Source organism: Streptomyces sp. HM190 (assembly GCF_009857135.1).
In the GTDB taxonomy this organism is placed as follows: Bacteria; Actinomycetota; Actinomycetes; order Streptomycetales; family Streptomycetaceae; genus Streptomyces; species Streptomyces heilongjiangensis.
On the sequence record NZ_CP047318.1, the window covers coordinates 137,766 to 161,628 of the forward strand.

General features: G+C 69.4%; 13 protein-coding genes. 1 reads left to right on the forward strand and 12 read right to left on the reverse strand.

The window, feature by feature from the left end; translation table 11 throughout:
• Window positions 1–10 precede the first annotated feature (10 nt).
• The 3 genes from GSY65_RS00500 to GSY65_RS34610 form a co-directional block, all read right to left on the reverse strand.
• Window positions 11–874: a glutathione S-transferase C-terminal domain-containing protein gene (locus GSY65_RS00500; protein ID WP_159765202.1), complete on the reverse strand. Its 864-nt coding sequence runs from the start codon at window positions 872–874 to the stop codon at window positions 11–13.
• Between the two features lie 135 nt (window positions 875–1,009).
• Window positions 1,010–1,120 (reverse strand): putative leader peptide, encoded by a 111-nt coding sequence (locus tag GSY65_RS34425; RefSeq protein ID WP_328707473.1) that lies wholly within the window; start codon window positions 1,118–1,120, stop codon window positions 1,010–1,012.
• A gap of 435 nt (window positions 1,121–1,555) precedes the next feature.
• Window positions 1,556–1,846 (reverse strand): transposase, encoded by a 291-nt coding sequence (locus GSY65_RS34610; RefSeq protein WP_159765204.1) that lies wholly within the window; start codon window positions 1,844–1,846, stop codon window positions 1,556–1,558.
• 193 nt (window positions 1,847–2,039) lie between these two features.
• Between GSY65_RS34610 and GSY65_RS00510 the strand changes: the two genes are divergently transcribed.
• Window positions 2,040–2,975, forward strand: a complete 936-nt coding sequence (locus GSY65_RS00510) for an SDR family oxidoreductase (protein WP_159765206.1) — start codon at window positions 2,040–2,042, stop codon at window positions 2,973–2,975.
• Window positions 2,976–3,113: 138 nt separating this feature from the next.
• On the opposite strand, the gene GSY65_RS00515 is transcribed toward GSY65_RS00510, so the two are convergent.
• The 9 genes from GSY65_RS00515 to GSY65_RS00555 form a co-directional block, all read right to left on the reverse strand.
• Window positions 3,114–3,956 (reverse strand): methyltransferase domain-containing protein, encoded by an 843-nt coding sequence (locus tag GSY65_RS00515; protein WP_159765208.1) that lies wholly within the window; start codon window positions 3,954–3,956, stop codon window positions 3,114–3,116.
• Window positions 3,957–4,330: 374 nt separating this feature from the next.
• Complete coding sequence (locus tag GSY65_RS00520) at window positions 4,331–5,956, reverse strand: FAD-binding oxidoreductase (RefSeq protein WP_159765210.1); 1,626 nt, start codon at window positions 5,954–5,956, stop codon at window positions 4,331–4,333.
• Window positions 5,957–6,285: 329 nt separating this feature from the next.
• Window positions 6,286–7,872: an MFS transporter gene (locus GSY65_RS00525; RefSeq protein WP_159765212.1), complete on the reverse strand. Its 1,587-nt coding sequence runs from the start codon at window positions 7,870–7,872 to the stop codon at window positions 6,286–6,288.
• Between the two features lie 144 nt (window positions 7,873–8,016).
• Complete coding sequence (locus tag GSY65_RS00530; protein WP_236579639.1) at window positions 8,017–9,063, reverse strand: methyltransferase; 1,047 nt, start codon at window positions 9,061–9,063, stop codon at window positions 8,017–8,019.
• Between the two features lie 148 nt (window positions 9,064–9,211).
• Window positions 9,212–10,276 carry a methyltransferase gene (locus GSY65_RS00535; RefSeq protein WP_159765214.1) on the reverse strand — a complete coding sequence of 355 codons (1,065 nt, stop codon included), beginning with the start codon at window positions 10,274–10,276 and terminating at the stop codon, window positions 9,212–9,214.
• A gap of 167 nt (window positions 10,277–10,443) precedes the next feature.
• Window positions 10,444–11,499: a hypothetical protein gene (locus GSY65_RS00540; RefSeq protein ID WP_159765216.1), complete on the reverse strand. Its 1,056-nt coding sequence runs from the start codon at window positions 11,497–11,499 to the stop codon at window positions 10,444–10,446.
• 67 nt (window positions 11,500–11,566) lie between these two features.
• Window positions 11,567–12,292: a GPR1/FUN34/YaaH family transporter gene (locus GSY65_RS00545; RefSeq protein WP_031024387.1), complete on the reverse strand. Its 726-nt coding sequence runs from the start codon at window positions 12,290–12,292 to the stop codon at window positions 11,567–11,569.
• Window positions 12,293–12,378: 86 nt separating this feature from the next.
• Window positions 12,379–21,675 carry a non-ribosomal peptide synthetase gene (locus tag GSY65_RS00550; RefSeq protein WP_159765218.1) on the reverse strand — a complete coding sequence of 3,099 codons (9,297 nt, stop codon included), beginning with the start codon at window positions 21,673–21,675 and terminating at the stop codon, window positions 12,379–12,381.
• Window positions 21,676–21,746: 71 nt separating this feature from the next.
• A complete protein-coding gene (locus GSY65_RS00555) occupies window positions 21,747–23,726 on the reverse strand; it encodes an AMP-binding protein (protein ID WP_159765220.1) in 1,980 nt (659 codons plus the stop codon).
• Between the last annotated feature and the right edge of the window lie 137 nt (window positions 23,727–23,863).

Here is a 23,863-nt window from a genome sequence, read left to right on the forward strand (position 1 = left end):
GGTGGAACGGCTAACGGGTGGTGTGTGCCGTCCAGTCCAGAATGCGGACGGCTGCTCCGGCGGCCTCCAGGCCCCGGCAGCCAGCGTGGTGACGGCGTGCGATGCCGCCGAGGTCGAGGTGGGCGCCGAAGGCGGGGTGGACGGTCAGGCATCGGGCGTAGGACCAGAGGGTGGGGTGGTCGGCGATGCGCTGGACCGCGGCGGCGTCCAGGTGGTTGCGGTGCACGGTGTCGAGCTGGACCAGGGTGACCCACAACTCCACGTCCGCGGCGGTGATTTCGTCGCGGATCAGGTACGTGCGGTTGACGAGCCATCGCTCCAGTGCGCCGAGTGTCTCAAGTAGCGTGCTCAGTGCCCTGTCACGTTCCAACGGCTCGAGACCGGCCGATCCGGCGCGCTGCGCGGCCTGTTCGATGCCCTGCGCGCACATCCGCTCGACCGCGTCGATGTCCGACTCCGCTCCGCACGGGTAGAGCGAGAGGCGGTCGGCACCGAACCGGCACGCGAGGTCACGCATGATGTCCGGGGCATGGGTGCTGACGATCCGTCCTGACCAGCCGTCGCTGAGCACCGGAGCGACGGCCGGCCCGGCGTACCGGTACGCGCTGGCCTCGTACAACGGACGCAAGACGCAGTGCCCGCCCTCGGGGCAGTCGGGGACCGCGGGCAGGAAGGTCACCGGACAGAGAGTGTCCAGGTCGAGCAGGCTGTGGGCGACGGCGATGCGCAGGCCACCGGGGCAGGCGGTCGACAGATGGAGGTGGTAGCGGCCAGGAACGGCGTAGTGCCCGCTGCGCGCGTCCCGGCCGATCCGGCCCCGGAAGGCGGGCGCGGGTCGGTCGGAGGCGCGGGCGGCCAACGGCGTGACAGTCATGGCTCTCCCCGAGAGCGGGCGTACGGACGTACGCGTGGCGGAAGCAACGTGGGGCGAGGAAGCAGAGGGCATCCGTGGGCGCCGGACGCATGAGTCCTCGCTGACGGGGCGCTTGCGGCACGGGATGCGCGCGGCTCAGTCCTGAGCGCTGATCGCGCTGCAGACACGCAGCAGATCGATGTGACGGCGGGAGGTCAGAAGAGGCGAACGGCTCACGCGTGCGGTGACCAGTTCCAGGCGCCTCATGTTTCCCTACCTATTCACTAGGATTTCCTCAGTGAGTGTCGATCCGGTCGGCCTCGGCGTCAAGAGGGCCGTCCCATATCGCGGACGCCCCGATGGACGACGGCCCACACGCCCCGCGTTTCCCAGTGCGACCGTCGGGACGCGGCACCGATATCCCTCCAGCAGGTCCAGCGTGCTGGCCAGCGCCGCCTGGGCATCCGCCAGCAACGTCAGCCGCGTAGCTCGGCGGTGATCCTGGCGACGCCGTAGGTGCCGTCCGACTCGCGTGCACGGCCCGTATCCGGGTGGCGAGGCGGGCGTCGGCCGCCTGCCGGGCGGCCCGGTCTGCGGCCGTCCGACGCCGGTAGCAGAAGCTGGAGCGGGCGATATCGAGGATGGTGCACAGCCGCTTCACGCCGTGGCGGCGGCGGTGGTCGGCAACGAACTGGAAGCGGTTCACCGGCGCTTCTCCCCGGCGAGAATACTTTGCCGCCTTGCGCAGGGTCTCGCGTTCTTCCTCCAGCTCACGGATCTTCTTGCGCAGAGCGGCGTTCTCCGCCTCCATTGGTGTCGACGGCTCGGTCGGCGCCTCCGCCCATCGTCCCCCCGGCCGGCTGCCCGCACCCAGTTCCGCAAGGTCCAGGGGTTGATCCCCAGATCGGCAGCGACCTGCTGGATCGTCGCCTCGGGCCGCGACTGGTACAGCGCGACCGCGTCCGCCTTGAACTGCGGCGGATCGCTCTTCATGACCACGAACTGTCCGTTCTCAGATCCTCATGATCCAGTGTCTCGCGTGTCCAGGAGCAAGGGTCAAGGTCCGTTCGGGGAACGGCCGGAAATCAGGACGGAGGATGTCGGGTTAAGACGTCATCATGGTGTGGAACAGCCCGTGTCGAGGATGGACGCGGGTCAGGAACGCACGAACAGATGAGGGACCTTCATGGAACGCACGCCCGACACGCCGGCTCCGGACCTTCGGGGGAAGATCGCGCTGGTCGCGGGTGCCACGCGGGGGGCCGGACGAGCCATCGCCGTCCAACTGGGCGCGGCGGGTGCGACGGTCTACGTCACCGGCCGCACGACTCGGGAACGCCGCTCGGAGTACAACCGGTCCGAGACGATCGAGGAGACCGCAGAACTGGTCACAGAGGCTGGCGGAACCGGGATCGCGGTGCCGACCGACCACCTGGTGCCGGAGCAGGTCCGCGCGCTCGCCGACCGCGTCGACACCGAGCAGGGGCGGCTCGACGTACTGGTCAACGACGTCTGGGGCGGTGAGCGGCTGTTCGAGTTCGAGAAGAAGGTGTGGGAGCACGATCTTGACGCAGGGCTGCGGCTGATGCGGCTCGGCGTGGACACCCATGCGATCTCCAGCCACTTCCTCCTGCCTCTGCTGGTGCGTCGGCCCGGCGGGCTCGTGGTGGAGATGACCGACGGTACGACCGCGTACAACGGCAGCCATTACCGCAACTCGTACTTCTACGACCTGGTCAAGAACAGCGTGCTGCGCATGGGGTACGTGCTGGCCCATGAGCTGGAGTCGTACGGCGGGACGGCGGTGACGCTCACGCCGGGCTGGATGCGTTCGGAGATGATGCTCGAGACGCTCGGGGTCACGGAGGAGAACTGGCGCGACGCGCTGACCGAGGTGCCGCACTTCTGCATCTCCGAGAGCCCCGCGTACGTGGGGCGCGCGGTCGCGGCGCTGGCGGGTGACGCGGATGTCGCGCGCTGGAACGGCCAGTCGGTCTCCAGCGGGCAGCTTGCTCAGGAGTACGGCTTCACCGATCTCGACGGCTCGCGCCCCGACTGCTGGCGTTATTTGGTCGAGGTCCAGGAGGCGGGCAAGCCCGCCGACCCGTCCGGGTACCGATGACGACACCCGGCGCGGGCCAGCGCTGATCGCGGTCGGTTGCCGGCCCCTATAGGTGTGGAGCTCGGGCGTCGGCAACACGCTCGCCCGGCATCCCTTGTGAAGGAGGGGTGCCGGGCAGCGGACGCGTGCCGGACGGGATCAGGAGGTGGGCGCGGGGTCCAGCGTCGCGGCGATGACCAGGTACCCGATGCCCGGGCTGGCTGCCGCGCGGCGCATGAGGCCGATGTACTGGTCGACCGGTTCCGGCCCGTCGATCCGGACCAGCTCGTCGCGCCGGGCCTCGACGGCGTCGGCCATGATCATTCCGGTGCGGACCACCTTGTCGCTGATGTCACGGATGTCGATGTCGACGAATCCGTTCGCGGTGAGCAGTCCCTGGTACTCGTCGGCGGTGGCGTAGGCACTCACGTGGTAGGCGGTGCTGAATTCGTCGAGGACGGCGCGGGCCTCGGCGTCCAGCGGCGGGCGCTGGACGGTGTCGGCGATCACGAGTCGTCCGCCGGGGCGCAGCACCCTGGCCGTCTCGGCGAGCGCGCGATGCCGGTCCGGCACATGGAGCAGGGATTCCACCGCCCAGGCGCTGTCGAACGAGTTGTCGTCGAACGGCAGCTCCTGTACGTCCGCGTTGCGGAAGGTGGTCAGGTCCGACAGGCCCGCCTCGGCGGCGCGATGGGTGGCCTGCTGCACCTCGACGTCGCTGATCGCGATGCCGGTGACACGCGTCTTCCTGGCCGCCACGAGCTGGAGAGCGGGCTTGCCGACGCCGCAGCCGATGTCGAGGACACCGGCGCCGGGCGCGGGGTCGAGCAGACTGATCAGCAGATCCGTGAGCCGGGCCGTGGCGACCTCGACCGTGCTGTCGTCGGCGTCGTCCTCCCAATAGCCGTAGTGCAGGTTCTCGCCCCAGGCGATATTGAGAACCTGGCCGAGGCCCTCGTAGAAACTCGCGACATTCTCGACGCCGGACGTTTCGGCAGCCATCCCTATCTCCCTGTCGTTACTGCTTTACCTTGGCCCCGGGCACTCGGTCGGTCGGATCGCCGCCGCGGCCGCAGGGGTTCGGCGGAAGTACGGCACGGGGAGCTTCCGGGGATACTCGTCTGCTTTCTGTGGCGCGTGAACCCGCTTATGTCCGGTGCAGGGCGTCGGGGCAGCCCGGATCGACTGCTTCCACTGAACTCGCCGCCGAACGAAAAGCGGCGCGTCGCGTTGTCCGGCAGCGGACACAGGAAAATTCGCCCGCCCGCTTCCGAAGTAAGGGTTCTTTTCGGCCAACGGAACGAGGCGGAGGGAGGTGCGGTGTGCCCGTCGACCGGCCGCGTGGCGTCCAGCGGGCACACCGCACCGATGCCGGATCAGGCGGGCCGGATCGACAGCGCGTGGCGGAACACATCACGAGGGTCGTAGGCGGACTTGACCCGCTGGAGCCGTGCGTAGTTCGCTCCGTAGTACAGGCCGTGCCACGGGGTGCCTGAAGTGTTCCACTCCGGGTCGGCGAGGTCGACGTCCGGGTAGTTGATGTACGCCCCGGCGTTGGCGGCGTCGGGCACCGGGACACCGCCGGTGTTGCGGTAGACGTCGCGGTAGAGCTTACGCACCCACGCGACGTGGGCGGCGTCCTCGGCCTCCGCGCGCCACACCCCGGGAGTGAAGTAGACCCGCAGGATCGAGTCCCGGTGGACGTAGGCGGTCGCGTCGGAGCGTACCGCGTTGATCTTTCCGCCGAGGGCGGCCAGGTTCACCTGTGCGCCGGGATTGCTGATGGAGTCGTCCGTCAGGTAGGCGTAGATCGTGTCGAGTTGCTCGTCGGTGTAGCTCTTCTTGAGGTCCGCCGTCTTGTCCTTCTGGCGTCCGGGGGCGCCCCAGTACCAGTTGTCGCGGTCGAGCCACGGCAGTTCGTACCGCGAGTCGGAGACGGCGGAGACGCCGGATCCGGCGGAAGTCGCCTCGAAGAGCCCGTCGAGCAGGGCCTCGCCGCCCGGAACGTCCTTGGAGACACCGGCCATCAGGCCGATCACGCCGGCGGCCTGGTGCGAGGCGGAGAACGAGGCCCATACCTGGACCTCCTTGGCCCCCGGGGCGCTGTTGAGCTCGTACCACCGGGAGAAGTTGCGCACGAGCGTCCTGAACGACTGCGGCGACAGGTCGTTCCACGACCACTGCACGTTCCGGACCCGCTGGTTCGAGCCACTGGGCAGCAGCTTGCCGGGGTCGCTGGAGTCGACTCCGGGCGTGCGCATCCAGTAGCGAGTGACGATCCCGAAGTTGCCGCCGCCGCCGCCCGTGTGCGCCCACCACAGGTCGCGGTTGCGGTCGTCCTGGCGGCTGGTGGCCACGATGGTGCGGGGCTGTCCGTCGGCACCGACCACGACCACCTCGACGGCGTCGAGGTGGTCGACGGCTATTCCGTGGATGCGGGAGTAGAAGTTGTAGCCGCCGCCGAGTATGTGCCCGCCAAGACCGACTTCCGAGCAGCCCGCCGAGGGTATGGTCACGCCCCAGCCCTTGAAGAGCGTGTTCTGCGTCGGGGCCACGATCGCGCCGGGGCCGACGGCGAAGGCCTGCCGACGCTCGTCGTAGTAGACGTCCGACATCTGCGAGAGGTCGATGAGGTGCTTGACCCCGGAGTACGTCGTGAAGTTCTCGAGGCAGTGGCCGCCGGAGCGGACGGCGACCTGCCGGCCGGCCGCGACGGCGCGGCCGAGTGCCTCGGCGACCTGGTCAGAGGAGGTCGCGATGGTGACCTGATCCGGCCGGTTGCTGAAGCGGGTGTTGTGCGCGCGGATGAAGCCGTCGTACCGGGGGTCCCCGGGCTGCACGGTGACGGAGTCGAACGCCGGGGCGCACTTTCCTGCGCTCTTCCCGGCGCTCTTCCCGGCCGCGACTGCGGTGCCGCCTCCGGCCAAGAAGTCCGCCGAGACCAGACCGGCCCCGACGAGTCCGGCGCGAGTGAGTAATCCCCGGCGGTTCAGTTCAGACATTGACGCACTCCTTGCTACGTACGGGAGATGGGCACAACTCGACCGTGTTCCTTCGCCAACTGGCCCGACATCGGCAGATCGGAAGCCTACGTCATTTACAGGGGCGTCGAAACGTATTGGTCCGACGAAGCGGCAATCTTAAAGGAGGCTTATGGATGACCGACTTTCGCCGGGTCTCCTTTCACAAACGGAGTCCGTGAGTCTGTTGCGCGCCAGAGTCTTGGTGTGCGGTACGGAGAACCGATTGACTGGTATAGCGCGGGTAAATACGTCGCAATGAGGGATGATTTGGGACGCTGTGGGCGCGGGCCCGGCGGAACGGTCCCTCTTCAGGAGGTACGCGACGGCACCTCGGCGCCGCCGGGACCGTTCAACTCGTCCGCCCCGTCCAGAGCATGACCGTTGTCCCCGGGAGTCGGGCGCAGCACCGCGATGGTGACCACGATCAGCAGGGTCACCACCGTGCAGATGACGCTGACGTAGAGGAGGCTTTCGGTGAACGCCTCGCGGGCCGCGGCGAGGACCGTCGTGCCGAGCTCGTCCGGCAGCCGCCCGGCCTCGTCCACGGCCGAACCGATGGTGTCCTGGGCGCGGGAGGCCACGCCGGCGGGCAGGGTGTCCGCGACCTCGGCGCGGTATACCGCGGTCCCGACGCTGCCGAGGATCGCGACGCCCATGCCCAGCCCGAGTTCCTGGCAGGTCTCGGAGATCGCGGAGACCGCCCCGGCCTTCTCGGGCGGCGCGGACTCGATCATCATGTCGGTGCCGAGCGCGATGGTCGGAGCCACACCGAAGTTGAGCATCCCCACCGCGATCATCACCGGGACGAGACCGCCCTCCGCCTCGACCTGGGTCAGTACGGCGAAACCGATCATGGCCATGGTGAGCCCCGCCGTCATCACGTACGCGGACCGCATCCAGCGCAGTGCCACCGGGGCCAGCAGGGCGCCCATCACCCCGCCGACACTGCCGGGCAACGACGCCAGTCCCGTCTCCAGTGGCGACAGCCCCACCACCATCTGGAGGTACTGCGCGACGAAGAACTGCGAGCCCGACATCACGAAGAGTGCGACGCCCATGGTGGCGAGCGAGACGGTGAAGGTGCGCTCACGGAACAGAGCGGGGTCCAGCAGGGGGTGGGTGAGGCGCCGCTGTCGTACGGCGAAGACCACGGCCAGTGCGAGCCCGGCGAGGAGCAGCGCCGCTGGCAGGACGTCGAAGCCCTCACCTGCGAGCACCTTGAGCCCGTACACCGTCGTCAGCAGGGATGTCACCAGCAGCAGCACGCTCGCGGGGTCGATACTGCCGGGGCTCGGGTCGCGGTATTCGGGGAGCAGCACCGGCCCCAGCATCAGCAGCAGCACCATCGCGGGCACGCTCAGCAGGAAGACCGATCCCCACCAGAAGTGTTCCAGCATCGCTCCGCCGACGAGGGGGCCGAGCGCTCCTCCCACCAGAAAGCAGGCGATCCACACGCTGAAGGCGACGGAGCGCTGTCGTGCGTCCAGGAACATGTTGCGGATCAGGGACATCGAGGAGGGCATCAGGGTCGCTCCCGCGATGCCCAGCAGCGCCCGGCTGACGATCAGCATCTCCGCGCTGGTCGAGAACGCCGTGAGTACGGAGGCCAGGCCGAAGCCCGCCGCCCCGGCAAGCAGCAGCCGGCGTCGGCCGAACCGGTCGCCGAGCGTGCCCGCGATGATGAGCAGGCCGGCGATCAGGAAGCTGTAGATGTCGACGATCCACAGCAGTTGCAGGCCGCTGGGGTCGATGCTCCCGCTGAGATGCGGGACCGCCAGGTGCAGCACCGTGCTGTCGAGGCTGATGAGCAACGCCGGTAAGGCGAGGACACCCAGGGCTGTCCATTCGCGTTTCCCGGCACGGGCGGGCGGGGCGGCGGTGGGGTCGTGAGTCATGTGGGAGTGCCTATCCAGCGACGGAAGGGGGAGGGACCCATCTGAACGGCTCGCGGCCGCCCTGGCAGCGGTTTTCGGCCGCGACGGAACGACGCGGCGCGGCACACCGGACCGAGGTCCGGGCTGGGCGGTGTGCGGGACCGGTCAGGTGGTGCGCCGCCGGGCCGTGATGACGCCCATGCCGCTGGGCAGCACCCTGGTCTCCTCCGGTTCCAGTCCGGCGGCCGTGAGCAGCGCGGTGAACTCCGCGCCGGTGCGCTCCTGGCCGCCCGCCGCTCCGAAGAGGGAGAGCATGTAGAGGTCCATGAGGGCGGGGAGCCGGTGGCGTCCGCCCCGGTCGTCCGCGGCGGCGTCGGTGAGCAGGTCGATCACCATGAGGTGACCGTGCGCGGGCATGGCGGCGGCGCAGGTACGCAGGATGGAGACAGCGCTGTCGTCACCCCAGTCGTGCAGGATGTGGCTGAGGATGTAGAGGTCCGCGCCGGGTGTGACGCTGTCGAAGAAGTCCCCGACGACGGCGGTGCAACGGTCGGTGAGGCCCCCTTCCACGATGCGCTTCTCGGCGAGCTGCACGGTCCCGGGCAGGTCGATGACGCTGCCGGTGCTGCCCGGGGTGCGGTGCAGCAGTTCGCACATCAGGTGGCCGTTGCCGCCGCCGACGTCCACGATCGTGGGGTACCGGTCGAAGGAGACCGCGTCGAAGATCTCGTCCAGTTCCAGTCGCAGTCCGGCCTCCTGGGACCGGTCGAAGACCTCGCGTCGGTCCGGCCGCCGCTCCAGGTGCTCGAAGAGGGCGCAGTCGTGGAGCAGGGTGAACGCCGAGTCGCCCGTCCGGACGGAGTACCCGAACTCCTGCCAGGTACGGCCGACTTCACCGGCGAGCAGCAGGGCGCTGGGGCGTGCCGTGCCGGGGGTGTCCGGCAGCAGGGTGGCGCCGAGGCGGGTCAGCGCGAAGGTGCCGTCGGGCTCCTCGGTGAACACGTCGAAGGGGACGAGTGCGCGGAGCAGCCGGCGCAGGGCGAGGGGGTGGGCGTCCACGTCGCCAGCGAGGTCCTCGGCGGAGCGGCGCCCGCCAGCCAGTGCCTCTGGCAGACCGAGCTCCACCGCTGTGCACACCGCCTTGGAGACGAGCTGGCCGTACAGCAGCATGCGCATCCGCGCCGCGTCGTCAATGAGCTGTGGGTGGAGCATGCGGTCCCCTTCTTGTGCGTCCTCTTGTGTGTCGCGTTGGGCTGGTGTGGTGAGCCCGTAGCGGTCGGTGGTGCTCACCGGACGGGGTGCCGCCGGGCCGCCGTGGCGGCCGGCCCGGTGGTATCCGCGTGCGTGGCCCCGGTGGGGCCTACTTGGTGGCGACGATGACGCCGTGCGGGGTCCAGCCCGGGAAGGGGATGCGCTTGATGGTGCTGAACCCGGCGTCGCGCAGGCACCGCTCGTGCGTCGCCCAGGAGTAGATCATGCCGCCCTCGGCGGGCAGTGCGGCGAAGTAGACGCTGTCGAGGGCGGCGACGACGGGGCCGTCACCCTCGTCGTTGGACATGGAGTTGAAGATGACCAGTTGACCGCCTTCGGGCAGGACCTCGTAGGCACGGCGCAGCAGTTCGGTGTTCTCCTCCGGCGTCCAGATGACCAGCTGGTGGGCAAACATCACCACGTCGCAGCCGGTGGGCAGCGGGTCGGCGAACATGTCGCCGGTGATGACGGAGACCTGGTCGCCGACCCCGGCCTGGGCGATCTTCTTCTCGGCGATGCTGCCGGACGCCGGGATCTCGAAGACGGTGACCTTGAGGTCCGGGTTGGCCTGGGCGAGGGCGATGGCGTTGACGGCGTCGCCGCCGCCGCAGTCCAGCAGGTGACGTCGGCCGGAGAGGTCGAGCTGCTCGACCAGGTGCTTGTTGGCCAGTTCGGACCAGGAACGCATGTAGCGGTAGAAGACCTGCTCCATGTGCGGGTTCTCGGCGAGCCGGTGGTAGAGGTCACGGCCGGAGCCGCGGACCCGCCGCAGACCGACGTTGCGGTTCTCGCGGAGCGAGTCTGTGAAGTCGAGCTGGCCCTCGTACACGATGTACTGCTCGAAGGCGACGGTGTCCACGAAGCGCTGCCAGTCGCCCTCGTCCATGAGGTCCTTGATGACCCCGGCCAGTCGGTACCGTCCGTCCTGCTTGACGAGGATGCCGAGCGAGGTGCAGCCGAGGAGGAGGATGTCGACGGCGCGGTCCTGGAGGGAGAGCGCGTCGCGGATCTCGTCCCGGGTGAGCTCCTGCTTCTCGGCGACCAGGTCCGGAAGGCCCAGTTCGCAGGCCGCGTTCAGGTACTGGAAGGCCGCATGCCCGAAGAGGATCCGGGACAGGCCGTCCATGTCGAGCTCGACGGGCCCGCCGTGCTGGGTGGATGCGGTCTGGGTCATGAGTGCCCTGCCTCTCGCATGTGAGTGAGTTCCCACCGGTTGCCGGCGGGTGGACCGGTGGCCCGGTGTTACGTGGGGAGGGGATGCTCGGAAGGTGCTCGCGGTCGTCCGTCCGGAGCGACTGCGGAGCGCGAAGTGCCTGCCACCGAAGGGCATCGCGCGGACGGTCACTTGTAGCGGTCGGGGAGCGGGGCGGCGGGCAGGGTGCCCACCCGCAGTCGGCGGAACTGTTCTATGACGCCGACCGCGGGCCGGTGGGACCTGCTGGTCGCGAGAAGACTCGGTGACTGGCTGCCGACGAAATGGCCGCACACGCCCTTGTGCGACTCGTACGTGGCGTCGAGTGCGGTCCGGAAGTCCCTCAGGGCATCGGGGCGGCGCTCCGCCAGCCAGGACCAGGCCTCGCCTGACGCGGTCAGCGCGGCCACCAGTGCCTCGTGGTCCCGCCAGCGCAACCCGCTCATCTGCGGGGGCGCGACCGGTGGCATGAGGGTGGGCCTGATCTCCGACTCGTACTGGTCGGGGTTGGCGTCTCCGGCGAACTGGAGGGCGGCGCGGCAGGCCCGCATGACCCGCGAGGCCACTTCGGCCGCCGTGGCGGCGGTCTCCTCGTCGCCGGCCTCGGCCGCCGCCGTGAGACTGTTCACGGCGACGGTGCCGCCTTGGGCGAGCACCATGAAGACATGGTGGCCTCGCACCCAGCGCCGGAGCCCGTCGAGGGGTTCGGGTTTCCCCGACGGCGGGCAGCCGGGCACCGGCAACGGCGCCGGCAGCCGGGTGGGATCGGTCGGCCACCGCACCAGGGTGTCGAAGCCCGCGACCAGGTCGATCCACGCGGTTTCGTCCAGGCCCGTGCCCCGTTCCTCGGCGATTTCCAGGATGCCGAGGTGGGCGTTGAGCGCCGCCGCGACGAACAGGGTGAGCGGGTCGCCGTAGTGCCGTTCTATGCCGAATGCCATATCGTTGTCGCGGTTCGGCCGGGACTCCCCCGGATCGTCCACGACGAGGGTGCTGGGCACCGGGCCGAGATCCGCGCGAGCGGTCCGTACGGCGGTGAGCATGTCGGCGAGACCGGTCCGGTGCGCCGGGTCGGCCACCTTGCCGGCCAGTGCGGCGAGGGCGGAGGGGGCCGCCGCCGCGACGGCCGGGGCGTCGCCCGGCAGGTCTTCCGGGCGCGGCATGGGGAAGGGGACGGTGGCGACCTGGGGCAGGTAGTCGGTCATCGTTCCTCCTTTACGTCTGCGGTGGGGCCGGCAGGGAGTCCGTGAGCGGCACCGTGGGGCGGTCGGGTCAGCGGCTCTTGATCAGCGGCTTGCCGAGAGGGAGGTTCTTGGCGCCGGTCGCCCTGTGCATGAAGCTCGCGAAGATGTACATGCCGACCGCGATGAAGAGGAACATCGTCGTGATCCCGACGTAGATCAGCCAGGGGTCGCTGGGCTTCAGCGGGTTGTTGACGGTCTGGTCGATGGCCTGCTCGATCGATCCGAACAGCACGAGCAGCGTCGCGGACACGACGACGAAGAGCAGCGTGAAGACGCTTGGCAGGCGCAGGGTGGTCAGCGTGAGCAGGATGATCACGATGGCCCAGACCAGGACGAAGTTGGCGGTGGCCTGGCGTTGTTCGATGTTCTCGAACTGTCCCATCCAGTTGTTGTTCAGGGCGAGGCTGAGGATGGAGAAGCTGAGCCAGAACGTCCCGAAGAGGCCGTACACAGCCGCGAACACCCCGTCGCCCAGGCGCATCGCCCAGACAGATGCCATCAGCAGCATGATGGTGCTGGCGAACACCATGATGGGCAACGAGGCCACCAGGGAGTTGGCCGGGACGCTGACGTCCTTCAGGTAGAAGGCGAGCGAGATGGAGCCCAGCAGGAACCCGCCGAAGCCCAGCATGGCGGGCTCGTTGGCTCGGGGGCCCTCGGACAGGTCCGGTACGGGCGCGGACGGCTTCGCCGTGTGCGCGGTGTCGGCGACGGGCGCTGGCGGCATGTCGAGTGTCTTCTCTTCCTGTTTCATCACTGTCTCCTGTTCTCGTAGAAGGCGGAGTTCGGATGGATACGGCGTTCGGATGGACGGAGCGGGGTGGGGGGAGGGGACGGATGTCACCCCGCGGTCGTTCCGCCCCTGACGCGTCGGATGCGCTGGATGCGGGCGGGGCCGGACGGCCAGCCCGCCGGATCGGGCAACAGGCGGGCCAGGTCGGCAAGTACGGGGTGTTCGAAGACGAGGTGGAGTGGTATCTCGGCGCCGGTGAGTGTCGTCAGGCGGCTGACGACCCGGGTGGCGAGGAGGGAGTGTCCGCCGAGGGCGAAGAAGTCGTCGTCCGCGCCGATCCGGGTGATACCGAGGAGCTCGGCCCAGACACGGGCGATCAGTTCTTCGGCCGGCCCGGACAAAGGGCGCAAGGAGGTGCGGTCCGCGCCGGGGGCGGGGTCGGGAAGAGCAGAGCGGTCGATCTTGCCGTTGGGGAGGAGAGGCAACTCCTCGAGAGCGACCACAGCCGAGGGAACCATGAAATCCGGAAGCCAGGCACGTGCATGGGAGGGCAGGTCGCAGGGAACGTCACCCTCGGCCCCGTGAGAGACGATGTAGGCGGCCAGCCGCAGTGACCCGGTCGTGTCCGGGCGGGCGACGACCACAGCCTCCGACACCTGCGGGTGCCGGCGCAGAACCTCCTCCACCTCGCCGAGTTCGACACGGTGACCGCGGATCTTCACCTGCCCGTCGGCGCGGCCCAGATACTCCAACTGCCCGTCAGGACGCCAGCGCACGAGATCTCCCGTGCGATACATCCTGGATCCGTCCGAGGAGAACGGATCGGGCAGATACCGCTCCGCGGTCAGCCCAGGCCGGCCATGGTAGCCACGGGTGACACCGGCCCCCGACAGATACAACTCACCCACCGCACCCACAACCACCGGCCGCAGACACCCGTCGAGGACGTGAGCCCGTGTCCCGTCGACAGGCCGGCCGATCGGCGTCCGCGCATCACCGGAAACAGTGACCGCGTGTGTCGAGTAGGTGGTGTCCTCACTCGGCCCGTACAGGTTGTTCACCACACCGATCACCGGATGCGCATACAACTCCGCAACCAGGCCCGGCGCCAACGGCTCACCAGCCAGATTCACCGTCCGCGCACGAGGAGGAATCGCACCGGCCGCCAACAGCTCACGCACCACCGACGGAACCGTGTTCACCAACGTCACATCCACATACCGGCCCGGATGCGCAATCAGGTCCAGCGCATTGTCCGGAACCAGATGCACCGTCCCGCCCACCGACAGCGGAGCAAAGATCTCGAACACAGACAGGTCGAACGACACCGACGTCGCAGCCAGCGTCTGCGACAACTCCTCATCCGAGAACACCCGGCCCGCCCACGACAACATCGCCACCACCTGCGCGTGCTCGATCACCACCCCCTTCGGACGCCCCGACGAACCCGACGTATAAATCACATACGCCACATCCGAACCGTCTCCCACCACCGGCACCCGGTCCGTGCGGCCCCCGTCCGGGAAGTCCTCGACCGACCTCAACACCACCGAGACACCCGAGTCCTCAACCATGAAGTCGACACGCTCACCCGGATAACCCGGGTCCATCGGCACATAACCCGCACCCGACTTCAACACACCCAGCAGAGCAACCACCAGGTCCACCGACCTCGGCAACAACACACCCACCACGTCACCGGGCCCCACCCCAGCACCACGCAAACCCCACGCCAACCGGTTCGCCCGCGCCTCCAACTCCCCGAACGACAACACCTCCCCCGCACACCGCACCGCCACACCCGCACCACCCAAGCGATCAACCACCCCCTCCACCAACTCCTCCACCCGACCCACCACCCCACCCGCCAACGGCACACCCGCCGACAGCACACCCACCCGCTCCCGCTCCCCCACCGACCGCACATCCACCTCCGCCACCGTCAGGCTGGGACCGTCGGCCAGAGCGTGGACCGCCGTGGCGAGCCGGTCCGCGATGAGCTGTGCGGTGGAGCGCTCGAACAAGTCGGTGTTGAACAGCAGGTGTCCGGTGACTCGGCCGTCGCGTTCCTCCGCCTGGACGACCAGGTCGTAGGGGGTGGTGCGGAATGGAACGGGAGCCGGGCTCATCTCCAGGCCGGCCAGTTCGTAGCGGGGCGGCGTCCCGTTGAGGGCCAGCAGGACCTGGAACAGCGGGCCGCGGTCGCCGTGGGGGCGTGCTTCGCGGAACAGTTCCTCCAAGGGGATGCGCGGGTGGGCGCGGACGCCGTCCAGGAGCTCCCGGGTCGCGTCCAGGGTCTCGGCGAGTGTGGCGCCCGGATCCGGGCACAGACGGAGTGGCAGCGTGTCGACGAGGTAGCCGACGACCTCCGCCGTGTCCGGGTGGTCGCGGCCGGCGACAGGTATGCCGAGGGTCACGTCGTACCGGTCCGTGAGCTTGACGAGGACGACGGCGAGGGCCGTCGCGAGGACGGTGAACGGGGTGGTCGCCGCCTTTCGTGCCGCGCCGGCCAGCGCTTCTTGCGGAAGGTTCAGCGGGACCGCGTCACCTCGGAAGGTTTGCCGAGGAGGACGGGGCCGGTCGGTCGAGAGGTCGGACGAGGACATACCTGCCAGGTGGGACCGCCAGAACTCCGCGTTCTCCGACGCCGTTTCGCGCTGCCAGGCCGCGGCTTCGGCGTACTGGACGGGCGCGGGCGAGAGGGCTTCGGTACCGGGGGCGCGCAGGAGTGCGGCGTAACTCCGGGCCATCTCCTTCAGGATCAGGTCCACGGACCAACCGTCGGCGATGGCGTGATGCAGGCTCATGACGACGACGTGATGCTCGGGCCCGGCACTGACGAGCGTGACGTGCCAGAGAGGGCCGGCGGAGAGGTCGAAGGCCCGCCGGGTCTCAGCGTCGATCACCGCTTCCCAGTCGGTGGTGGTGGTCCGGAGCAGCGGCACTTCGGGATCGGGTGCCACCACCTGGCGGAGTTCGCCGTCGATCTGGCGTAGCGAAGTGCGCAGGCTCTCATGGCGGCACGCGAGGTGACGGAGGGCGGTGACCAGGGCGTCCTCGTTCAGCGGCCCGTGCAGGTGGACGGCGCCCCTGATGTGGTAGGCGAGGTTGGCTTCCGGGTCCAGGGCGCACTGGACCCACAGGCGTTCCTGGCCGGGCGATGCCGGCAGTACGAGCGTGCCGTCCGGTTCCGGGATCCGGTCGAGCAGGGTGATCGGCGGAGTACGCCCTTGCTCCGTGCCATCGGGGAGGTGGGCGGCGAGGTCGGTGAGGGTGGGGTGTTCGAAGACGAGGTGGAGCGGTATGTGGGTGCCGAGGGCCTCGCCGAGCCGGTGGGTGAGCCGGGTGGCGAGGAGGGAGTGTCCGCCGAGGGCGAAGAAGTCGTCGTCCGCGCCGATCCGGGTGATACCGAGGAGCTCGGCCCAGACACGGGCGATCAGTTCTTCGGCCGGCCCGGACGGAGGGCGCAAGGAGGTGCGGTCCGCGCCGGGGGCGGGGTCGGGAAGAGCAGAGCGGTCGATCTTGCCGTTGGGGAGGAGAGGCAACTCCTCGAGAGCGACCACAGCCGAGGGAACCATGAAATCCGGAAGCCAGGCACGTGCATGGGAGGGCAGGTCGCAGGGAACGTCACCCTCGGCCCCGTGAGAGACGATGTAGGCGGCCAGCCGCAGTGACCCGGTCGTGTCCGGGCGGGCGACGACCACAGCCTCCGACACCTGCGGGTGCCGGCGCAGAACCTCCTCCACCTCGCCGAGTTCGACACGGTGACCGCGGATCTTCACCTGCCCGTCGGCGCGGCCCAGATACTCCAACTGCCCGTCAGGACGCCAGCGCACGAGATCTCCCGTGCGATACATCCTGGATCCGTCCGAGGAGAACGGATCGGGCAGATACCGCTCCGCGGTCAGCCCAGGCCGGCCATGGTAGCCACGGGTGACACCGGCCCCCGACAGATACAACTCACCCACCGCACCCACAACCACCGGCCGCAGACACCCGTCGAGGACGTGAGCCCGTGTCCCGTCGACAGGCCGGCCGATCGGCGTCCGCGCATCACCGGAAACAGTGACCGCGTGTGTCGAGTAGGTGGTGTCCTCACTCGGCCCGTACAGGTTGTTCACCACACCGATCACCGGATGCGCATACAACTCCGCAACCAGGCCCGGCGCCAACGGCTCACCAGCCAGATTCACCGTCCGCGCACGAGGAGGAATCGCACCGGCCGCCAACAGCTCACGCACCACCGACGGAACCGTGTTCACCAACGTCACATCCACATACCGGCCCGGATGCGCAATCAGGTCCAGCGCATTGTCCGGAACCAGATGCACCGTCCCGCCCACCGACAGCGGAGCAAAGATCTCGAACACAGACAGGTCGAACGACACCGACGTCGCAGCCAGCGTCTGCGACAACTCCTCATCCGAGAACACCCGGCCCGCCCACGACAACATCGCCACCACCTGCGCGTGCTCGATCACCACCCCCTTCGGACGCCCCGACGAACCCGACGTATAAATCACATACGCCACATCCGAACCGTCTCCCACCACCGGCACCCGGTCCGTGCGGCCCCCGTCCGGGAAGTCCTCGACCGACCTCAACACCACCGAGACACCCGAGTCCTCAACCATGAAGTCGACACGCTCACCCGGATAACCCGGGTCCATCGGCACATAACCCGCACCCGACTTCAACACACCCAGCAGAGCAACCACCAGGTCCACCGACCTCGGCAACAACACACCCACCACGTCACCGGGCCCCACCCCAGCACCACGCAAACCCCACGCCAACCGGTTCGCCCGCGCCTCCAACTCCCCGAACGACAACACCTCCCCCGCACACCGCACCGCCACACCCGCACCACCCAAGCGATCAACCACCCCCTCCACCAACTCCTCCACCCGACCCACCACCCCACCCGCCAACGGCACACCCGCCGACAGCACACCCACCCGCTCCCGCTCCCCCACCGACCGCACATCCACCTCCGCCACCACAGCATCCGGGCACTCCACCAACGCGGAGACGACGGAGGCGAGGCGCTCGGTGAAGAAGCGGGCGGTGCTGTCCGCGTAGAGATCGGTGTTGTAGGTCAGGTAACCGGTGATGGCGTCCTCGCCGTGCTCCAGGTGGAGGGAGAGGTCGAACTGGGTCCCGGCCGGGGGGATGTCGAGACGGCTGACGGTCAGACCGGGCAGGTGCAGGTTTCGTGACGGGGCTTCGTTGAGGGCCAGCATCGTCTGGAACAGGGGGCTGCGTGCCTGCCCGTCGGCGGCGAGGGTCGTGTGCCGGACGATCTCCTCGAACGGTGTCTCGGCATGCTCGTGTGCTTCCACGAGGGCTTCGTGGGTGGCGCGCAGTGTCTCCGCGAGCGTGGCCCGCGGGTCCAGGGTCCGGCGCAGGGGCAGGGTGTTGGTGAAGAATCCCAGGATGCCGGCGGTGTCGGGGTGGGTGCGGCCGCTGGTCGGGATGCCGATGGTCACGTCGTCGCTGCCCGACAGAGCGGCGAGGACGACAGTGACCGCGGTGGCGACAACGGCGAACGGGGTCGTGCCGGTACGGCGTGCGATGCCCCCGACCGCCTCGGCGCTCAGCTCCACCGGGACGGCCGCACCGTTGTGGGTGCGCCGTGCTGGACGCGGGTGGTCGGTCGGGACGTCCAGAGGACGCACTCCCGCGAGCCGCTCACGCCAGTGAACGAGCCCGCTGTCGTCCTCGGACGTCGGCTCGGCAGCTCGCATCCGGGCGAAGTCGCCGTAGTGGAGGGTGGGAGCCGAGGGCAGGGGGTGGCCTTGGCCGAGGGCGGCGTAGACGGCGGCGATCTCGTCCAGCAGGCTGATGAGTGTCCAGCCGTCGGCGATGGTGTGATGCAGGGACAGCAGGAGAAGGTGGACGTCCTCGGCGCGGCGGATGATCCGCGCGCGGAAGAGCGGGCCTTCGGCAAGGTCCACCGTGGAGTGACGCCAGGCTGTCAGCAGTTCGGCCTCGTCGCACTGCGGGGACGCGTACGTATCGACTGCCACCGTGCCGGACCAGACGGGGTGGACGACCTGGACGACCTCGCCGTTCTCCTCGCGCAGGGTGGTCCGCAGCACCTCGTGGCGGCGGGCGACCTCTTCGATCGCCCGCGCCAAGGCCGGGGCGTCGAGCCGGCCGGTGATCCTGGCACCGCCGTTCAGTGTGTAGGCGAGATTCGCCTGCGGGTCCAGGGCGCACAGCAGCCACAGTCGCTTCTGGCCGGACGTGGCAGGGAAGACGACGGTGCCGTCGGGGTTCGGGATGCGCGGTGCGACTGGTATGGGCGGGCGGGCCTTCCCCGGTCGGTCGAGGTGGGCGGCGAGGTCGGTGAGGGTGGGGTGTTCGAAGACGAGGTGGAGCGGTATGTGGGTGCCGAGGGCCTCGCCGAGCCGGTGGGTGAGCCGGGTGGCGAGGAGGGAGTGTCCGCCGAGGGCGAAGAAGTCGTCGTCCGCGCCGATCCGGGTGATACCGAGGAGCTCGGCCCAGACACGGGCGATCAGTTCTTCGGCCGGCCCGGACGGAGGGCGCAAGGAGGTGCGGTCCGCGCCGGGGGCGGGGTCGGGAAGAGCAGAGCGGTCGATCTTGCCGTTGGGGAGGAGAGGCAACTCCTCGAGAGCGACCACAGCCGAGGGAACCATGAAATCCGGAAGCCAGGCACGTGCATGGGAGGGCAGGTCGCAGGGAACGTCACCCTCGGCCCCGTGAGAGACGATGTAGGCGGCCAGCCGCAGTGACCCGGTCGTGTCCGGGCGGGCGACGACCACAGCCTCCGACACCTGCGGGTGCCGGCGCAGAACCTCCTCCACCTCGCCGAGTTCGACACGGTGACCGCGGATCTTCACCTGCCCGTCGGCGCGGCCCAGATACTCCAACTGCCCGTCAGGACGCCAGCGCACGAGATCTCCCGTGCGATACATCCTGGATCCGTCCGAGGAGAACGGATCGGGCAGATACCGCTCCGCGGTCAGCCCAGGCCGGCCATGGTAGCCACGGGTGACACCGGCCCCCGACAGATACAACTCACCCACCGCACCCACAACCACCGGCCGCAGACACCCGTCGAGGACGTGAGCCCGTGTCCCGTCGACAGGCCGGCCGATCGGCGTCCGCGCATCACCGGAAACAGTGACCGCGTGTGTCGAGTAGGTGGTGTCCTCACTCGGCCCGTACAGGTTGTTCACCACACCGATCACCGGATGCGCATACAACTCCGCAACCAGGCCCGGCGCCAACGGCTCACCAGCCAGATTCACCGTCCGCGCACGAGGAGGAATCGCACCGGCCGCCAACAGCTCACGCACCACCGACGGAACCGTGTTCACCAACGTCACATCCACATACCGGCCCGGATGCGCAATCAGGTCCAGCGCATTGTCCGGAACCAGATGCACCGTCCCGCCCACCGACAGCGGAGCAAAGATCTCGAACACAGACAGGTCGAACGACACCGACGTCGCAGCCAGCGTCTGCGACAACTCCTCATCCGAGAACACCCGGCCCGCCCACGACAACATCGCCACCACCTGCGCGTGCTCGATCACCACCCCCTTCGGACGCCCCGACGAACCCGACGTATAAATCACATACGCCACATCCGAACCGTCTCCCACCACCGGCACCCGGTCCGTGCGGCCCCCGTCCGGGAAGTCCTCGACCGACCTCAACACCACCGAGACACCCGAGTCCTCAACCATGAAGTCGACACGCTCACCCGGATAACCCGGGTCCATCGGCACATAACCCGCACCCGACTTCAACACACCCAGCAGAGCAACCACCAGGTCCACCGACCTCGGCAACAACACACCCACCACGTCACCGGGCCCCACCCCAGCACCACGCAAACCCCACGCCAACCGGTTCGCCCGCGCCTCCAACTCCCCGAACGACAACACCTCCCCCGCACACCGCACCGCCACACCCGCACCACCCAAGCGATCAACCACCCCCTCCACCAACTCCTCCACCCGACCCACCACCCCACCCGCCAACGGCACACCCGCCGACAGCACACCCACCCGCTCCCGCTCCCCCACCGACCGCACATCCACCTCCGCCACCACAGCATCCGGGCACTCCACCAACGCGGACAGAGCGGTGAGGAAGCGGTCGGCGAGGAGGGTGGCGGTGTCGGCGGAGTACAGGTCCGTGTCGTAGGCCAGGAAGCCGGTGACGCCGTCGTCGCCCTGCCAGAGGTACAGCTCGACGTCGTTGCGGATGGTGACGGGTGCCATCACCATCGGCCGGACCTGCAGGTCCCCGAGGCGGGCCTCGGCCGGACGCGGCTGGAGCACGAAGAGGACGTCGAACAGGGCGGCGCCCCGCCGGCCGAGCTGCTCCGCCACGGTCTCGATGGGCACATGGGCACCGCTGTAGGCGTCGAGGCAAGTGTCCCGGACCGCGTGGAGCGCCTCGCGGACGGTGCGGGCACCGGTGGTGTCGGTGCGCAGCGCGAGCATGGTCGCGAGGGGGCCGATGGCTCCTGGCGCGCGGTGGCGTTCACGGGTCGCGATGGGTGACCCGACGGTGATGTCCGAGTGTCCGGCCGTCCGCGCCAGCGTCAGATGGAAGGCGGTGAGCAGCACCATGAAAGGTGTCATCGCGTTGCTGTCGGCCAGGTCCTGTACGCGGCCCATGAGTTCGGCGTCCACGGTGACATCGATGTGGCCGGAGCGGAAGCGGCGGGTGTTCGGCCGGGGTTGGTCCGTGGGCAGAGAGAGCGGTCGAGCACCGGCCAGGCGGTCACGCCAGGCGGCGAGGTCGGCCGGGTCGGGGGTGGCGGGGACCACGGGCAGCGGGGTGGCCGGGCCGAGGGGCCGGCCGGCGTAGAGGGTGTCGAGTTCGGCGAGGAACACTCCCAGGGACCAGCCGTCGGCCACGATGTGGTGGGCGAGGAGCTGCAGCCGGGCGGTGCCGTCGGCGAGGGTCCAGACGGCGACGCGCCACAGCGGGCCGGTCGCGAGGTCCATGGCTGCGGCGGCGCGGGCGTCCGCCTCGGCGCGCGCCCGGGCGTGGCCGGCGTCGCGGTCGAGGTCGGAGAGGTCGGTGACGGTGAGGTCGGGTGCGGCTTCGGCTTCCGGGGTGACGGCGCACTGGGTGCGGTCCCCGGTGGGGAAGGTGGTGCGTAGCACGGCGTGTCGGCGGGTGAGGGTGCGCAGGGCGGTGGCGAGGCGGTCGGTGTCGAGGGAGCCGTTGGTCTCGGCGTCGTAGCGGAGGATGTTGGCGGCGGTGCCTGGGTGGATCTCCTCGAACAGCCGCAGGCCGAGCTGGATGGGGCTGGCCTGGGGGGCGGCGGGTGCGGTGGTGTCCGGTGTGCGGGCACGCCAGCGGGCGAGGAGGTCGCGGCCGAGGTCGGCGGATACCTGAAGGTTGTCAGACACAGGTGTCGTCCTCCGTGTGGTCACCGGACGTGGTTCTCCGCTGGGTTGCCGGGGGGTGGGTGTCGGCGGCGTCAGTCGTGGGACATCAAGGTCCTGACGCGTTCCAGGGCGTCGGCGTAGGGCAGTTCGTCGTCGGCCCAGCGCCGGGCGAGGCGGGCGGTGAGTTCTCGGGGTGTCTGGGCGCGGAGCACGTCCTCGACCCGTACCTGGAGGGTGAGGGCGTCCTCGGCGACGGCGGCGATCTCGGCGGCCCGCAGGGAGTCCCCGCCCATGGCGACGAGGGTCTCGTCGGGTCCGCAGGAGGGGACCTGGCAGACGGCGGCGAAGATGGAGGAGAGGAAAAGGGTGAGGAGTTCCGTGTCCTCCTCGGCGGTGGCGGTGACCGGTGTGGCGGTGACGGCGGTTCCGCCGAGGCTGCCCTCGAGGTGGCGGGTGCGGGCCAGGGAGTGCTGGACTTTCCCGCTGGTGGTGCGGGGGATGGTGCGGGGCGGGCAGAGGACCACGGTGTGGACGCGGACGCCGGTGGCGGTGAGGACGCGGGTGCGGATGTCGGCGGCGAGGGCCGCCGTGTCGTGGTTCCGGTCGGCGACCTCGACGGCGATGACGACCTCGTCGTCGGATCCGGCGAAGGCGGCGGCGGTGGGCCGTACGGCGGGGTTGTCCTCGGTCGCGGCGGAACACAGGTCGTGGGCGTGGTGGTTGACGCCGTTCTGGATGAGGACGTCCTTGCGGCGGCCGGTGACGGTGAGGTGTCCGGCGCGCAGCCGGCCGAGGTCGCCGGTCCGCAGACGGCGGGTGCCGTCGAGGACGCCGAAGAGGTCGTCGGCGGGGGTGCCCGTGCTGTTCCAGTAGCCGTTGCTGATGCTGGGGCCGCTGATCCAGATCTCGCCCTCGGCGCCTTCGGGGACGGGTGTGCCCGTGTCGGGGTCGACCAGGACGAGGGTGTGTCCGTCGATGACGGGGCCGCAGTCGACGCGGCCGTCCTCGTCGATGCCGTCGTCGGGTCCGGTCCAGTGGTGTCCGGTGACGATGAGGGTGGCCTCGGCGAGGCCGTAGCAGGGCAGGAACGCCTCGGGGCGGAAGCCGTGGGGGGCGAAGCGGTCGGCGAACCGCTGAAGGGTAGCGGGGCGGATCGGTTCGGCGCCGTTGAAGGCGAGGCGCCAGGTGCTCAGGTCGAGTCCGGTGAGGTCGGCTGTGGCGGCGCGCCGGTCGCACAGGTCGTAGGCGAAATTCGGTCCGCCGGTGTGGGTGATGCCGAGTTCGCTGATCTGACGCAGCCAGGCGAGCGGATTCTTGAGGAAATGCACGGGGGACATCAAGCGGACTGGGAATGCCCCGTGGACAGGTGTGAGGATGAATCCGATGAGCCCCATGTCGTGATAGGGCGGAAGCCAGGAGACGACGCGGGCGGTTTCGTCCAGTTTGAATACGTCGGTAATCGCTCTGATGTTGGCGAGGAGATTCCGGTGTTCCAGGACGACGCCTTTCGGCTGTCCCGTACTGCCCGAGGTGTACTGGATGAGAGCGGGGTCCTCGGGTGCGGCGGCGGTGCGCAGCAGGCCGGCCAGGACGTCCGCGTCGTGGTTCCCGTCCGCGGTCGCGTCGCCGTCGTCGGCGTCGTCGAGGGTGAGGACGCGCGGCATGGCCTCGGGGCTCATGCCGGCGGTGAACAGTCCGAGCACGTCCGGGTCGGCCAGCAGGGTGCCGGCCCGGGAGTCCTCGAGCATCCGGGTGAAGCGGGCCGCGATGCGGTCGGTGGAGCCGAAGATCGGCGGGTAGGCGGGAACGGCGGGAACCCCGGCGAGGAAGCAGGCCCAGACGGCGACGACGAAGTCCAGGCCAGGCGGGTAGAGCAGCAGGGCGGGCCCCTTGTTCCCGGAGTCGGCGCGCAGTCGCGGCGCCACCTTGGTGGCTCGTGCCAGCAGTTCCCGGTAGGTGAGGCTGTCCACTCGCCCGTCGTCGTGCAGGTACTCGTAGGCCGTCTGGTCGCCGCGGGTGGCGGCGTGCGTGACGAGGGTGTGCACCAGTGTGGGGCGAGCTGGGCTCGGCATCGGCTGACTCCATTCCCTCGGCCGCGGGCGGCCCGGTGTCGGATCGGCGGATCGCGCATCGGAGGGTGCGGGGCTCGGTGACAGGTCGGTATGACGGCGGCACACTCCGGCGCCGAAGCAATTAAAAGTGCGCTGTC

Coding starts and splice junctions, on each gene's coding strand:
- GSY65_RS00555 (WP_159765220.1), bottom strand. CDS start 23,726: ATGCCGAGCCCAGCTCGCCCCACACTGGTGCACACCCTCGTCACGCAC.
- GSY65_RS34425 (WP_328707473.1), bottom strand. CDS start 1,120: ATGAGGCGCCTGGAACTGGTCACCGCACGCGTGAGCCGTTCGCCTCTT.
- GSY65_RS00540 (WP_159765216.1), bottom strand. CDS start 11,499: ATGACCGACTACCTGCCCCAGGTCGCCACCGTCCCCTTCCCCATGCCG.
- GSY65_RS00515 (WP_159765208.1), bottom strand. CDS start 3,956: ATGGCTGCCGAAACGTCCGGCGTCGAGAATGTCGCGAGTTTCTACGAG.
- GSY65_RS00530 (WP_236579639.1), bottom strand. CDS start 9,063: ATGCTCCACCCACAGCTCATTGACGACGCGGCGCGGATGCGCATGCTG.
- GSY65_RS00545 (WP_031024387.1), bottom strand. CDS start 12,292: ATGAAACAGGAAGAGAAGACACTCGACATGCCGCCAGCGCCCGTCGCC.
- GSY65_RS00520 (WP_159765210.1), bottom strand. CDS start 5,956: ATGTCTGAACTGAACCGCCGGGGATTACTCACTCGCGCCGGACTCGTC.
- GSY65_RS34610 (WP_159765204.1), bottom strand. CDS start 1,846: ATGAAGAGCGATCCGCCGCAGTTCAAGGCGGACGCGGTCGCGCTGTAC.
- GSY65_RS00510 (WP_159765206.1), top strand. CDS start 2,040: ATGGAACGCACGCCCGACACGCCGGCTCCGGACCTTCGGGGGAAGATC.
- GSY65_RS00525 (WP_159765212.1), bottom strand. CDS start 7,872: ATGACTCACGACCCCACCGCCGCCCCGCCCGCCCGTGCCGGGAAACGC.
- GSY65_RS00535 (WP_159765214.1), bottom strand. CDS start 10,276: ATGACCCAGACCGCATCCACCCAGCACGGCGGGCCCGTCGAGCTCGAC.
- GSY65_RS00500 (WP_159765202.1), bottom strand. CDS start 874: ATGACTGTCACGCCGTTGGCCGCCCGCGCCTCCGACCGACCCGCGCCC.